The 13,902-nt window shown below is 70.2% G+C and carries 8 protein-coding genes and 1 pseudogene; 7 read left to right on the plus strand and 2 right to left on the minus strand.

Annotated features, from left to right (window positions below; translation table 11 throughout):
- The 7 genes and pseudogenes from ACIRR9_RS44705 to ACIRR9_RS44735 all read left to right on the plus strand — a co-directional run bounded on the left by ACIRR9_RS44705 (position 1) and on the right by ACIRR9_RS44735 (position 11,085).
- Positions 1–321: an L-rhamnose mutarotase gene (locus ACIRR9_RS44705; protein ID WP_365342081.1), complete on the plus strand. Its 321-nt coding sequence runs from the start codon at positions 1–3 to the stop codon at positions 319–321.
- Between the two features lie 57 nt (positions 322–378).
- Positions 379–1,803: a BNR repeat-containing protein gene (locus tag ACIRR9_RS44710; RefSeq protein ID WP_403764672.1), complete on the plus strand. Its 1,425-nt coding sequence runs from the start codon at positions 379–381 to the stop codon at positions 1,801–1,803.
- A 111-nt stretch (positions 1,804–1,914) separates the two neighbouring features.
- Complete coding sequence (locus ACIRR9_RS44715; protein ID WP_365342077.1) at positions 1,915–2,940, plus strand: LacI family DNA-binding transcriptional regulator; 1,026 nt, start codon at positions 1,915–1,917, stop codon at positions 2,938–2,940.
- 188 nt (positions 2,941–3,128) lie between these two features.
- Positions 3,129–4,405, plus strand: a pseudogene (locus ACIRR9_RS44720) (RNA-guided endonuclease InsQ/TnpB family protein).
- Between the two features lie 82 nt (positions 4,406–4,487).
- Positions 4,488–5,789 (plus strand): alpha/beta fold hydrolase, encoded by a 1,302-nt coding sequence (locus ACIRR9_RS44725; RefSeq protein WP_403764675.1) that lies wholly within the window; start codon positions 4,488–4,490, stop codon positions 5,787–5,789.
- Positions 5,790–5,892: 103 nt separating this feature from the next.
- Positions 5,893–6,789 (plus strand): RNA polymerase sigma factor SigJ, encoded by an 897-nt coding sequence (gene sigJ, locus ACIRR9_RS44730; protein ID WP_403764677.1) that lies wholly within the window; start codon positions 5,893–5,895, stop codon positions 6,787–6,789.
- Positions 6,790–7,173: 384 nt separating this feature from the next.
- The gene (locus tag ACIRR9_RS44735) at positions 7,174–11,085 is read left to right on the plus strand and encodes a carboxypeptidase regulatory-like domain-containing protein (RefSeq protein ID WP_403764690.1); all 3,912 of its coding nucleotides are present in this window, start codon (positions 7,174–7,176) and stop codon (positions 11,083–11,085) included.
- A gap of 331 nt (positions 11,086–11,416) precedes the next feature.
- Here ACIRR9_RS44735 and ACIRR9_RS44740 read toward each other — a convergent pair whose 3' ends face one another.
- Together ACIRR9_RS44740 and ACIRR9_RS44745 are read right to left on the minus strand one after the other, a co-directional pair.
- A complete protein-coding gene (locus tag ACIRR9_RS44740; RefSeq protein WP_403764679.1) occupies positions 11,417–13,456 on the minus strand; it encodes a beta-galactosidase in 2,040 nt (679 codons plus the stop codon).
- Positions 13,457–13,500: 44 nt separating this feature from the next.
- On the minus strand, positions 13,501–13,902 hold a 402-nt coding region (locus ACIRR9_RS44745; RefSeq protein WP_403764681.1), incomplete at its 5' end, for a carbohydrate ABC transporter permease.

A 13,902-nucleotide genomic window follows, 5' to 3' on the forward strand; every position in this document is an offset into this window, starting at 1 on the left:
ATGCAGCGCGTCTGTTTCCTTCTCAAGGTCCGGCAGGACCGCCTCGCCGAGTACCGCGAACGCCACGCGGCCGTGTGGCCGGAGATGCGCGAGGCGCTCTCCGCCACCGGCTGGCACAACTACTCGCTCTTCCTGCGCGACGACGGCCTGCTGGTCGGCTATCTGGAGACCGAGGACTTCGAGGCCGCCCTCGCCGGTATGGAGGCCACCGAGGTCAACGCCCGCTGGCAGGCCGAGATGGGCCCCTTCTTCGAATCCCTCGACGGCGCCCGGCCCGACGAGGCGATGAAACCGCTCACCGAAGTGTTCCACCTCGTCTGAAACACGATTTCCCGCCTGCATCACGACACCTCGCCTGCATCACGACAGGAGCCGCTCGTGAAAAGACGTACCGTGCTCGGTGCCGCGCTCGTCGGCGCCATGGCCACCCCCGCCCTCGCCGCCGGCACCGCCCGCGCGGCCGACCCCGGACCGTCGGTGAACAAGCAGCAGAGCACCCGACTCGACGCCCAGGCGATCTTCTTCGTCTCGTACGACGGCCTGGTCAACAACAACTCGTTCCAGAAGAACGGCCTGTTCACGTACAAGGGCTACCAGTACGCCGGCTGGTACACCTCGACCGGTTACGCGGTGATCGGCCGCCGGGTGCTCGGCGGCTCGTCCTGGTCGACCGTCACCCTCTCCCACCAGCTCAAGTCCAGCGACTCGCACAACGTCATCTCCATGGGCGTGTCCAAGGTCGACGGCCGGCTCCACATCAACATGGACTCGCACAGCGACGGCTTCTTCTACGTCAAGTCGGTCGCCGGGCTGCTGGACAACCCCGCCTCCACGTCCTGGACCTCGGCCGTCTTCGGCTCCGTACAGACCTCCCTGGACGGGGTGTCGCTCACCTCGCAGTTCACCTACCCGCAGTTCGTCTCCACGCCCGAGGGCAAGCTCCAGCTGAGCTACCGGGTCGGGATCTCCGGCAACGGCCGCAACGCCCTCGCGGAGTACGACGGTTCGAGCTGGACCGCGCTGGGGGAGTGGACCAGCTCGACCGGGACGTACACCAGCTCACACGGCTCAAGTACCGCCCGCAACATGTATCTGCACGGCATCGACTACGACGTCAACGGGCGGCTGCACTCCTTCTTCACCTGGCGCGAGCAGTCGTCGTCCGTCATGTGCAACAGCGGCGGCATCACCAACCACGACACCGGCTACGTCTACTCCACCGACCGCGGCCGCACCTGGCTGAGCGACACCGGCACCCTGGTCGCCACCACCGGCACCTCGGACACCGTCGCCGTCACCGACTCCGGGCTGGTCGTCGACTCCCTCAACCCGGACCACTCCCTGATGAACCAGGAGAGCCAGTGGACCGACTCCACCGGCCTCCCGCACGCGATCATCAGCTACGTCCCCGGCCGCTTCGGCCAGTGCACCACCGACTACGTCGCCGACCGCACCGCCAACGGCCGCGCCTTCCACGTCCGCAAGAACTCCTCCGGCACCTGGCAGAAGACCGAGATCCCCGTCGTACTCGACTCCAGCCAGCGCACCAAGCTCCTCCTGGACAAGTACGACAACGCCTACGCCGTCTTCCCCTACGGCCGGATCGCCGGCGCGTCCAAGTCCTCCGGCTACACCGACTGGGCGCTGCTCTACGACGGCAGCGATCTCAACGCCTTCGGCGAGGTCGTGATCGACGAGATGCGGGTCAAGGCGGACAACGTGCTGTCGTTCATGTACCAGGAGACATCGAGCGGTACGACCCCCTCGGCGCTCCATGTCGTCGACTTCGCCCTGCCCGCCTGACCCGCCCCTGGGTGCGAGTCATGTCGTAATGTGAAGCCCTTCCCGTGGTGGTCCGCCCGCCCGGTGTGAAGGGTTTCCCGCCGCCCGCGTTTCCCTGGAGGTCTCTGCCCGATGGCCCAGTCGGTGGGTATCAAGGACGTCGCCCGCGCCGCCGGAGTCTCGGTGGGCACGGTCTCGAACGTCATCAACCGCCCGGACACGGTCGCCAGTGAGACGCGGGCGCGGGTCCAGTCGGCGATCGACCGGCTCGGCTATGTCCGCAGCGAGTCCGCGCGCCAGCTGCGGGCGGGCCGCAGCCGGATCATGGGCCTGCTCGTCCTCGACATGGGCAACCCCTTCTTCGTGGACGTGGCCCGCGGCGCCGAGCGGGCGGCCCGGGACGCCGGCCTCGGTGTGATGGTCTGCAACAGCGCGCAGAACGCCGGCGAGGAGGCCGAGTACCTCTCGCTCTTCGCCGAGCAGCGGGTCCGCGGCGTCCTGCTCACCCCCGCGGACGCGACCGGCCGCAACATCGAGAGTTTCCGCCGGCACGGCATCCCCTTCGTGCTGGTCGACCGGGTCGCCGAGGGCACCACCGAGTGCTCGGTCAGCGTCGACGACGTGGCGGGCGGCGCGCTCGCCGTCCGGCACCTCGTCGACGCCGGGCATCGGTCCATCGCGTATGTCAGCGGTCCGCCCGGCTTCAACCAGGTCCGCGACCGGCGCACCGGCGCCCTGAACGCCCTCGCCGAGGCCGGGCTCGGCCCCGACGCCCTGCGCGAGCTGCCGACCGAGCGCCTCGACGTGGCGGCCGGCCGGGACGCGGGGGCCCGTCTCCTCGGCCTCGCCGACCGGCCCACCGCCGTCTTCTGCGCCAACGACCTCCTTGCCCTCGGCGTCCTCCAGGCCATGTACGCGGCCGGAGTGGTCGTCCCGGACGACCTCGCGATCGTCGGCTACGACGACATCGAGTTCGCCGCCGCGGCCGCCGTCCCCCTCACCTCCGTACGCCAGCCCGCCGTCACCATGGGCGCGATGGCCGCCGACCTCCTCCTGGAGGAGACCGAGGAGCGGGACGGACAGGGCGCCCACGAACACCGCCGGGTGGTGCTCCAGCCGGAGCTCGTGGTCCGCCGCTCCAGCCTCGCCGCCCGCTGATCGGGGATTTCCGGCAGTTTCGTAGTCGCGACGCGGAGTGCTGCGGTATCGCTCGTGTGTGCTTCGCCGGGAGGCGGCCAGGCGCCGTGTGTGGCGGAGCCGATGCGGCGTACATCCGGTGACGTATCACCCGGCTGGGTGACGTGTGGCGAACGTACGGTGGGGCGTCGTGTGCGTGTGTAGCTTTGATGATTGTGAAGCTGGTGGTGCAGGTCAGGCTGTTGCCGACGCCCGTGCAGGCAGCGGCGCTTGAGGCGACCCTACAAGCCTGCGACGAGGCAGCAAATTGGGCCAGTAGCGTGGCGTTCGAGAAAGACGTGAGGAAGAACTTCGCGCTGCGTGAGCGCACCCATAGCGAGATCAAGGCCCGATGGGGTTTGGGTGCCCAGGCCACCCAGCATGTGATCAAAAAGACGTGCGACGCGTACGCCACGCTGAGATCGAACCTGAGGGCTGGGAACCTGGGTAAGCCCGGATCGAAGCGGTACCGGAAGGCGACCGGGAAGCCGGTCGTCTTCCGGTCGCAGAGCGCGCAGCCATACGACGACCGGATGCTGTCCTGGCAGATCGCCGAGAGCCGGGTTTCCATCTGGACGGTGGCGGGTCGGGTGAAAGACGTGACTTTCATCGCGGGTCGCGAGCAGTCGGCCGTCCTGGGTCTTTATCGCAGGGGTGAATCGGACCTTATCTGCCGGCACGGGATGTGGTTCCTACTGGCCACCTGTGAGGTACCCGAATCCGGTGGACTTCCTCGGCATCGACATGGGGATTGTGAACATCGCCACCACCTCCGACGGCGAGATCATGGCCGGACGCGAACTGCACCGCGTCCGGGTGCGGGCGCGCATGCTCCGCGCGAAGCTGCAGCAGAAGAACACCGCGTCTGCCAGGCGTCGACTGAAGAAACGGCGGGGCAAGGAGGCCCGGCGGGCCAAGGACATCAATCACAAGATCGCGAAGCATGTGGTGGCCGAGGCGGAACGCACCGGTCGTGGCATCGCCCTGGAGGACCTGACGGGGATCCGCGACCGGGTACGGCTTCGGAAGCCTGGGGGCACCTCCCACGCCCTTAAGGCAGTGGGGGAGGGCCACTCACTGTGGTTGGGCCTTCGCCCAGCTGCGCCAGTTCATCGCGTACAAGGCCCGTCGGGCGGGGGTGCCGGTACTGTACGTCGATCCGGCGTACACCTCACGCACCTGCGCCGAATGCGGGCACATTGACAAGGCGAACCGGGTCTCACAGGCTCGGTTCGCATGCCGGAACTGCGGATTCGTTGATCAGGCAGACCGGAACAGCTCCCGCAACATCCGCGCCAGAGCGTGGGAGTTGTGGCGACGCGGGGCCGAGTCAACGGCCCCAGTCCCACCTTCGCGTCAGCAGGTTGGGGTTGGACGCAAACGCGGTGTCACAGCCAGTGGTGCTCGTTGTGCAAGTCCGTGGCTCAAGCGACGGGCAGTTGACTAACGATTTCATGATCCCGGGGGCGGCCGGGCCCCGGACATGTGCTGAACTGGGACGCGACCGTCCGTTCGTCCCGGGAGAACCGTTGAGCCTCAGCTACCGCCAGCCCGGCGTCGTCCTCACCGACCGCCACTTCACCGTCCCCCTGGACCACGCCGACCCGGACGGCGAGACCATCGGGCTGTATGCCCGGGAGGCGGTCGCGAGCGACAAGGCGGACCAGGAGCTGCCCTGGCTGCTGTATCTGCAGGGTGGCCCCGGTTTCGGGGCGAATCGTTTCGTCGGGCGGCAGGCCTGGCTCGACCGGGCCCTTCAGGAGTACCGCGTACTCCTCCTCGACCAGCGCGGCACCGGCCGCTCCACGCCGGTCAACCGGCAGACGCTACCGCTGCGCGGCGGTCCGGCCGCCCAGGCCGACCACCTGGCCCGGTTCCGCGCCGACTCGATCGTCCGGGACTGCGAGGCGATCCGCCCGCAGGTCACCGGTGGCGCCCCCTGGACGACCCTCGGCCAGAGCTTCGGCGGCTTCTGCACGGTGACGTACCTGTCGTTCTTCCCGGACGGCCTCAAGACCTCCGTGATCACCGGCGGCCTGCCGTCCCTGGACGCCCACGCCGACGACGTCTACCGGGCCGCCTACCCGCGTATCGAGCGCAAGGTCACCGCGCACTACGACCGCTACCCGCAGGACGTCGAGCGGGTCCGCCGGATCGCCGAGCACCTCCTGGACCACCCGGTGGTGCTGCCGAACGGCTACCGGCTCACCGTCGAGGCCTTCCAGTCCCTCGGCCTGATGCTCGGCATGAGCGACGGCAGTCACCGGCTCCACTTCCTCCTGGAGGACGCCTTCGTCCGCACCCCGGCCGGCGCCGAGCTCTCCGACGCCTTCCAGGAGCAGGTCCAGGGCCTCCTGTCGTACGCGAGCAACCCGCTCTACGCCCTCGTCCACGAGCCGCTCTACGGCCAGGACAGCCGCCCCACCGCCTGGGCGGCCGAACGGGTGCGTGCCGAGTTCCCACAGTTCGACGCGGCCAAGGCGCTGGCGGGTGAGGCCCCGGTGCTGTTCACGGGTGAGACCGTGCACCCCTGGGTATTCGAGACCGACCCGGCCCTGCGCCCCCTGCGCGAGACCGCCGAACTGCTCGCCGCCCGCACCAACTGGCAGCCGCTGTACGACCCGGCCCGCCTCGCCGTCAACGAGGTCCCGGTCGTCGCCGCCGTCTACCACGACGACATGTACGTCGACACCGGACACTCCCTGCAGACCGCCCGGGCCATCCGGGGCCTGCGCACCTGGGTCACCGACGAGTTCGAGCACGACGGGCTGCGCACCGGCGCGCCCCGCGTCCTGGACCGGCTCCTTGCGCTCGCGCGCGACGAGGTGTGACATCCCGTAAAAGAAGTTGCGCGCGGGGTGAGCGCGCATAGTCTGCGGCCATGACCGAGCCGGCGATCAGCCGGCTCGGACCCATGCCGGACCGACGGGGGCCATGAACGTGGACACGGAGCTGCTCGCCGACCGCTTCCAGGAACACCGCGACCATCTGCGCGCGGTGGCCTACCGGATGCTCGGCTCGGTCACCGAGGCCGAGGACGCCGTCCAGGAGGCCTGGCTCCGGCTCGGGCGCGCCGACACGGACGAGATCAGGAACCTCGGCGGCTGGCTGACCACGGTGGTCGGCCGGGTCTGTCTCGACATGCTGCGCTCCCGTGCGGCGCGCCGCGAGCAGCCGATGGACGAGACGTTCGTCCCGGACCCGGTGATCCGGCCGCTGTCGGGCATCGACCCCGAACAGGAGGTGCTCGAAGCCGACTCCGTCGGTCTCGCCCTCCTCATCGTCCTGGAGACGCTGGAGCCCGCCGAGCGGCTGACGTTCGTCCTGCACGACATGTTCGCGGTGCCCTTCGCCGACATCGCCCCGATCGTGGAACGCAGTTCGGCGGCGACCCGCCAGCTGGCCAGCCGGGCTCGCCGCCGGGTGCAGGGCGCCACCCCGTCGGCCGACCGGGACCTGGGCAGGCAACGCCAGGTCCTGGACGCCTTCCTGGCCGCCTCCCGAGGCGGCGACTTCGAGGCGCTGGTCGCCCTGCTCCACCCGGATGTGGTGCTGCGCGTCGACTCGGGCGCGCTGGTGCGCGGCGCGGCCGCCTCCAAGGTGGTGCGCGGTGCGAAGACGGTGGCCGAACAGGCGCTCACCTTCCGGCAGTTCGCGGACCTGGCGCGGCTCGCGCTGGTCAACGGCACCGTCGGTATGGTCACCGCGCCCGAGGGGCGCCCGGTCTCGGTCATGGCGGTCACCGTCGCCGACGGCCGGATCACCGAGATGTACATCCTCGCGGACCCCGAGCGGCTCGACCGCCTGGACCTGCCCGCGGACGAGAACTGACAGGACGTCAGACAGCGGCGGCCGGGGGCCGATGAGGGCTCAGGGGTGGCCGTCGGTGCGGGTTTCGCGATCCTGTCGGGCTTCCTGATCTTCGTCGGCTCCTTGGTGGACGTCAGGTCCGTGGAGATGCGTTCCTTGGCGCGGGAGTTGGTGAAGCCGAGGGGGCGCTGCCCGGCACTCGGCAGTCGCCGGATTCTGCGCGGCGCAGCCTGGCAGGCGCAGCGGCCGATCCGAACGGTGCTCCCGTATCGGCCGCCCACTCGCATGGCTGGGTTCTCTGCCCGACGGAACAGGAGCGCACAATGTCACACACTTGACATGGACATGACTTAATCTTGAGTCGATCCCTTTCGCTCTACCCACGAAGGTCTGCGAGTGACCCGAATGATCAAGCTGATCCATGTCCGAGGACTCCGAAAGCCGAGACCTGCCCGCCCCGTCGGCGCCCGCCCGGCCGCATTGCTGACGCTCTTAGGCAGCCTGCTGGCGCTGACCGTCGCGCTGCCGCCCGCCGCCACAGCTCGGACGTCAGCCCCGAGCACCGCAAGCGCCCCGAGCGGCCAGGACACCTCGAGCACCGCGCGCACCCGCCACCTGTGTGCGAGACCCGACAGACCCGACGAGGCGGCCTGCTTCGCGGTCGCCCGCGAGGACGTGGCGTCCGCCCGCGGCCTTCAGCCCCTTCTCGCCCCGGCCGGGCTGAGCCCCGCCGACCTGCAGGGCGCGTACGACCTGCCGTCCGACGCGGCCGGAGCCGGGGCCACCGTGGCCATCGTCGACGCCTACGACAACCCCAACGCCGAGGCCGACCTCGCGGTCTACCGCTCGCAGTTCGGCCTTCCGCCGTGCACCACCGCGAACGGCTGCTTCCGCAAGACCGACCAGCACGGCGGCACGGCCTACCCCGAGCCCGACGGGGGCTGGGCCGGCGAGATCGCCCTCGACCTCGACATGGTCAGCGCGGTCTGCCCGCAGTGCTCCATCCTGCTCGTCGAGGCCGACGACCCGGCCATCGACAGCCTCGGTGCGGCGGAGAACACCGCGGTGGCGCTCGGCGCCTCGTTCGTGTCGAACAGCTGGGGCGCGAGTGAGAGCACGATCGGCGACGTGCCCGGCAGCGCGGCGTACTACAAGCACCCCGGTGTGGCCATCACCTTCAGCACCGGGGACCTCGGGTACGGCGTCAGTTACCCGGCCTCGCTGCCCTACGTCACGGCCGTCGGCGGCACCTCGCTGTTCCGTGACGGCGCGACGGCCCGCGGCTGGCGCGAGTCCACCTGGACCGGTGCGGGCAGCGGCTGCTCCGCCTACCAGGCCAAGCCGTCCTTCCAGACCGACCGCGGCTGCGCGGGCCGCACTCTCGCGGACGTGTCGGCGGTCGCCGACCCGGCCACCGGAGTCAGCGTCTACAACACGTACCAGGACGGCGGCTGGGGCGTGTACGGCGGCACCAGCGCCTCTGCCCCGATCATCGCCGCGACCTACGCCCTCGCCGGCGCCCCGGGACCGAAGACCTACCCCAACGCCTACCCGTACGCCCACACCGCCGCCCTCAACGACGTGACCAGCGGCACCAACGGCACCTGCGCCACCGCCTACCTCTGCACCGCGGTGAAGGGCTACGACGGCCCGACCGGCCTCGGCACCCCGAACGGCACCGCCGCCTTCACCACCGGCCCGTACGGCGAGCTGACCGGCAGAGTCACCGACCCTGACACCGGCGCCGGACTCGCCGGCGTCCGGATCACCGCGGGCGCCGATGCCACGACGACCGGCGCCGACGGCACGTACGACATGACGATCCCGGCCGGTACCTACGACGTGACCGCCGCCATGTTCGGCTACGGCAGCGCCACTTCGGCCGGGGTCGAGGTCGGAGACGGGAAGACCGCGGAGCGGGACTTCACCCTCACCGTCCAGCCTCTGGTCACCGTGACCGGGCGGATCCGGGACGGCTCCGGGCACGGCTGGCCGCTCTACGCGGGCGTCCAGGTCGACGGGGAGCCGGCCACCCGGACGTACACCGACCCGGACACCGGCCGCTACACCCTCAAGCTGCCCGCGGACAGCGCCTTCAGCCTCCAGGTCGACCCCGTCTACCCCGGCTACCAGGTGACGTCCGCCGACCTGACGACGGGCACCGAGGTGGCCCGCAAGGACGTCAGCGTTCCCGTCGACGCCGCCGTCTGCACGGCGCCCGGCTACCGGCAGACCTTCAACAGCCCCACCCAGACCTTCGACTCCTCTGGCACCACGCCCGTCGGCTGGAGCGTCACCGGCAACGGCACCGGCGCCACCTGGCAGTTCGACGACCAGGCCGGGCGCGGCAACCTCACCGGCGGCGCGGGCGGCTTCGCCATCGCCGACTCCGACTTCCACACCGGCCGGCAGGACACCTCGCTCGTCTCACCGGTCCTCGACCTGACCGGCCGGACGACGCCCCTGGTGCGCTTCGACACCTTCTACAAGCCGTTCTCCACCCCCGGTGACTCGTCCCAGGCCGACGTCGACCTCAGCACGGACGGCGGCGCCACCTGGTCGACGGTCTGGCACCGCGACACCGCCCGCTCCGGACCGGGCCCGCAGACCGTAGCCCTCCCGGACGCCGCCGGACAGTCCAAGGCCCGGGTGCGGTTCCGCTACCGGGGCGACGACGACTACTACTGGCAGGTCGACGACGTCACCTTCGCCGGTTCCACCTGCACCCCGGTCCGCGGCGGTCTGCTGCACGGGACGGTGACCGACCGGAACACGGGAGCGCCGGTCAGCGGCGCCACCGTCCGCGGCACTGGGACGGCCACCGCGACCACGGCCGCCGACGGCTCGTACGTCCTGTTCGCCCCGAAGAGCGGCAAGAAGACCGGCAGGAAGAGCTTCGAGGTGACCGCCGACCACTACGCGAAGGCGGCACACAAGGCCACCGTCGAGGACGGCCGCACCACCCGCTTCGACACGAGGCTGCGCGCCGGACAGCTCTCCGTCACCGGAGCCCCGGTGACCGCCACCCTGCGACAGGGCCACACCGCCACCGCCCGGATCACCCTGAAGAACACCGGCTCGGCCCCGCTGACCGTCCGGCTCACCGAGCACTCCGGCGACATCCCGACGGCGACCGCCGCCGACACCCCGCCGCAGTACGTACCCGGTGACTTCAGCCCCCTGCCGCTGACGGCCGCGAAGCCGAAGAAGGAGAGCAGGACGAGGCCGACGGCTGCGGCGGCGCCCGCCGCCTCGGCCTGGACCACGCTCACCGACTACCCGACCCCCGTCATGGACAACGCTGTCGCCACCGGTCCGGACGGTCGCGTCTACTCGGTCGGCGGCGTCGACGGCATGTCACTCCTGCCCACCGGCTCCGTCTACGACCCCGCCACCGCCGCCTGGACCGCCCTCCCCGCCGACCCGGCCGGACCCCGCGAGGCCCCGCAGGCCGCCTTCCTCAACGGCAGGCTCTACGTCACCGGCGGCTGGGACGCCACCGGTACTCCCACCACGACCACCGAGGTCTACGACCCGCAGCAGCACTCCTGGTCCACAGCCGCCGCCAACCCGGCCGGGCTCGCGGCGGCCGCCTCGGCCACGCTGGACGGCAAGTGGTATCTGGTCGGAGGGTGCGCGACGCGCTGCGGCAGCACCGGCGTCCAGGTCTACGACCCGGCCGCCGGAACCTGGACCTCCGCGACCCCCTACCCCGAGCCCGTCTCCTGGCTCGGCTGCGGTGCCGTCTCCGGCCTCCTGTACTGCGCCGGCGGCGAGACCCCGGCCGGCGGCACCCGGCACGCCTACTCCTACGACCCCGCGACCGCCACCTGGACCCCGATCACCGACCTGCCGTACGACCTGTGGGCCTCGACGTACACCGCCGTGGACGGCCGGTTCCTCGTCTCCGGCGGCGCGAGCGACATTCTGGGCGGCCGCATCACCGGCGGATACGCCTACGACCCGGCCACCCGCGACTGGTCCGCCCTGCCCGCCTCCGCCAACGCCCTCTACCGGGGCGGCGGCGCCTGCGGCTTCTTTCACGTCGGCGGCGCCGCCTCCGCCTACGACGCCCAACCGGCCGTCGAGCAGCTCCCGCGCCTGGACAGCTGCGTTCCGGCGGCCGACGTCCCCTGGCTCAGCGCCGACCACACCACCCGCAGGCTCACCCCCGGTGAGCACCTCACCATCACCGTCCGCCTCGATGCCCGCACCACGGCCACCAGCCGCACCGGCACGTACACCGCCGCGTACGCGATCACGACGGACACGCCGTACGTGTACCCGGTACTGCCGGTACGGATGACGGTGCAGTAACCCCCGGCCGTCCGGCCGGGCTCAACCGACCTCGGCCGGACGGCGCACCACCAGCGTGGCACACGCCCGGGTCCTGTGGATTCTGACAGCCCAACAGCCGCGCTCAATGGCGCTGGCCGATGCCACGAGCAGCGGAGGCTCTTGAACCGCACCCGGCCTCTGGACGGGTGAACCATACGAAGGGTTCACTGCTGCCCGCAGATCATCCCAGGTAGTTCTTTCAGCGTGGCCGTTGATCGGGTGGCAAGGCAGACCTCTGCAACTTCGGCGGCGATCGCACCGTCTCTAGGGCGATCGTTCTGTCTGGTCTCGCCGCTCGTTGTCGGCCTGGTCAGTGCGCCTCGCGTACGACCGCGACACCTCCTGCCGGAACGGTGACCCAACCGTTGGTGTCCTTGCCGGTGAGGAGCTCGATGCCCTTGGCGGGTACTTCGGCGCCGCTTCCGCCATGGTCGATCAGGAACAGGTAGTCGGCGTCGGGGCCGGTGCGCCGGACCGCTTCGATCCCGTCCATGGGGGTGGCAAGAACCGGCTGGACGCCGGCCTCGGCGCAGATGCGGTCCAGCAGGGTGGCGAGGGTCGCAGGGTCGGGGTGGGTCGCCAGATACCAGGCGGTTCCGTCGCCGGGAGCGTGCCGGGTGACGGCCGGTACGCCCTTCAGCGGTCCGTCGACGTAGGAAGCAACTGCTTCGGCACCCGCGAGCTGAACGCGCTCCGACCACAAGGTGGCGGTCGCGCCATCGGGGACGGCCCCGGTGAGGTGGAGCGTCTCTCCAGGCAGGAGCGGGAAGAGCTCGTCGGTGCGTACGCCGAGGACGTCTCGGAAGGCGCCCGGGTAACCGCCGAGCCGCACATGGCAGTTCGCGTCGACCATGCCGCTGTGGAAGCCGACGGCCAATGTGCCGCCGCGCTCGGCGAAGCCCGTGAGATTGGCCGCGCCCGCGTCGTCGATGAGATAGAGGCTGGGTACCAGGACCAGGCGGTACGGGGACAGGTCCGAGTCGGGGCGTACGAAGTCCACAGCCACGCCGGCATGCCACAGGGGCCGGTACCAGTCGCGTACGAGGTCCAGGAAGCGCAGTTCGCCGTTGGGCTGGGAGGGCTGTTCCAGGGCCCAGCGGGCGTTCCAGTCCCAGACGATCGCGACCTGGGAGGTTGTCGTGCTTCCCCGCACTTCGGCCAATGCCTGGAGATCCGTGCCGAGTCGGACGACGTCCCGCCAGATCTGGGTATCGGTGCCGGCGTGTGGGAGCATCGCGGAGTGCCATTGTTCGGCGCCCGCCTTGGCGGCCCGCCATTGGAAGAAGGCGATGCCGTCGGCGCCGTGTGCGACGTGCGCGAGGGCGTTGCGGCGCATCTCGCCGGGCCGCTTGGCGCGGTTGACGGGCTGCCAGTTGACGGCTCCCGTGGAGTGTTCCATCAGCAGCCAGGGACCGCCGGCCAGGGAACGCACCAGGTCACCACTGAGGGCGACGTCGATCTGGGACTCGGGGTCGGTGGACTGCAGGTAGTGGTCGTTGGAGACGACGTCCAGCTCCGGTGCCCAGCGCCAGTAGTCCAGCGCGTCGATGCTGAAGTTCACCATGAAGTTGGTGGTGGCGGGTGTCGAAGGGGCGGCCGTCCGCAGCACGTCCCGTTCCGCGGTGCAGAGAGACAGCAGTTCGTCGGAGCAGAAGCGTCGCCAGTCCAGCAGGTGGGCGGGGTTGGGGTCGGCGCCGGTGGCACGGGGTGGCAGGATCTCGTCCCAGTCGTAGTACCACTGGCTCCAGAAGGTGGTGCCCCAGGCGTGGTTGAGGGTGTCAAGGCCGGTGTACCTGTCCCGCAGCCAGTCGCGGAACGCTTGCGCGCTGGTGTCGCAGTGGCACTCGGCGTTGTGGCAGCCGTATTCGTTGTGGATGTGCCACATGGCGACGGCGGGGTGGTCGGCGTAGCGCTCGGCCAGGGCGCGGGTGATACGGAGGGCGGCGGTGCGGTAGTCCGGGCTGGACGGGCAGAACGTCTGGCGGCTCCCGTACGAGAGCCTGCGGCCGTCCTTGTCCACCGGCAGTGCTTCCGGATGCTTGACGAAGAACCAGGCGGGCGGCGCGGCTGTCGGAGTGGCCAGGTCGGCGGCGATGTCGTTCTGGTGCAACAGCTCCAGCAGCCGATCCAGACGGGAGAAGTCGTACTTCCCCTCGCTGGGCTCCAGAAGCGCCCACGCGAAGATGCCGACGCTCACCATGGTCACCCCGGCCTCACGCATCAGGGCCATGTCCTCGGTCCAGAACTCTTCGGGCCATTGCTCGGGGTTGTAGTCCGCGCCGTAGGCGATACCCGGCACGCGGAGCGCAGGCTTCGTGGTCGAGGCGATGGGGGAGTGCGGATCTGTCACCAGGGGCACTTTCGACAAGGAGGGAAGGGGCGAGGAGTTTCGGGTCAGCCCTTCGCGGAGCCGAGGGTCAGACCGCTGACGAACTGCTTCTGGAGTACGAAGTACACGACCAGTGTCGGGATCGCGGTGAGCAGCGAGCCGGCGGCGACCAGGTTGGGGTCGGTGAAGTACTGGCCGGAGAGGTTGTTCAGCGCCGAGGTGATCGGCATGTTCTCACCGGTCGAGATCAGGACCAGGGCCCAGAAGAAGTCGTTGTAGATCCAGATCGACAACAGGGTCGCCAGGGCGGCCATGGCCGGCTTGCACAGCGGCAGTGTGATCTGCCAGTACAGCCGCCACACCGAGGCGCCGTCCACCAGCGCGGCCTCGGTCAGCTCGTGCGGCAGCGAACGCATGTAGTTCGACAGCACGAACGCGCAGAAGCCGGACTGGAACGCGACATGGAT

This window comes from Streptomyces sp. NPDC101234, assembly GCF_044767525.1.
Classification (GTDB): domain Bacteria; phylum Actinomycetota; class Actinomycetes; order Streptomycetales; family Streptomycetaceae; genus Streptomyces; species Streptomyces sasae.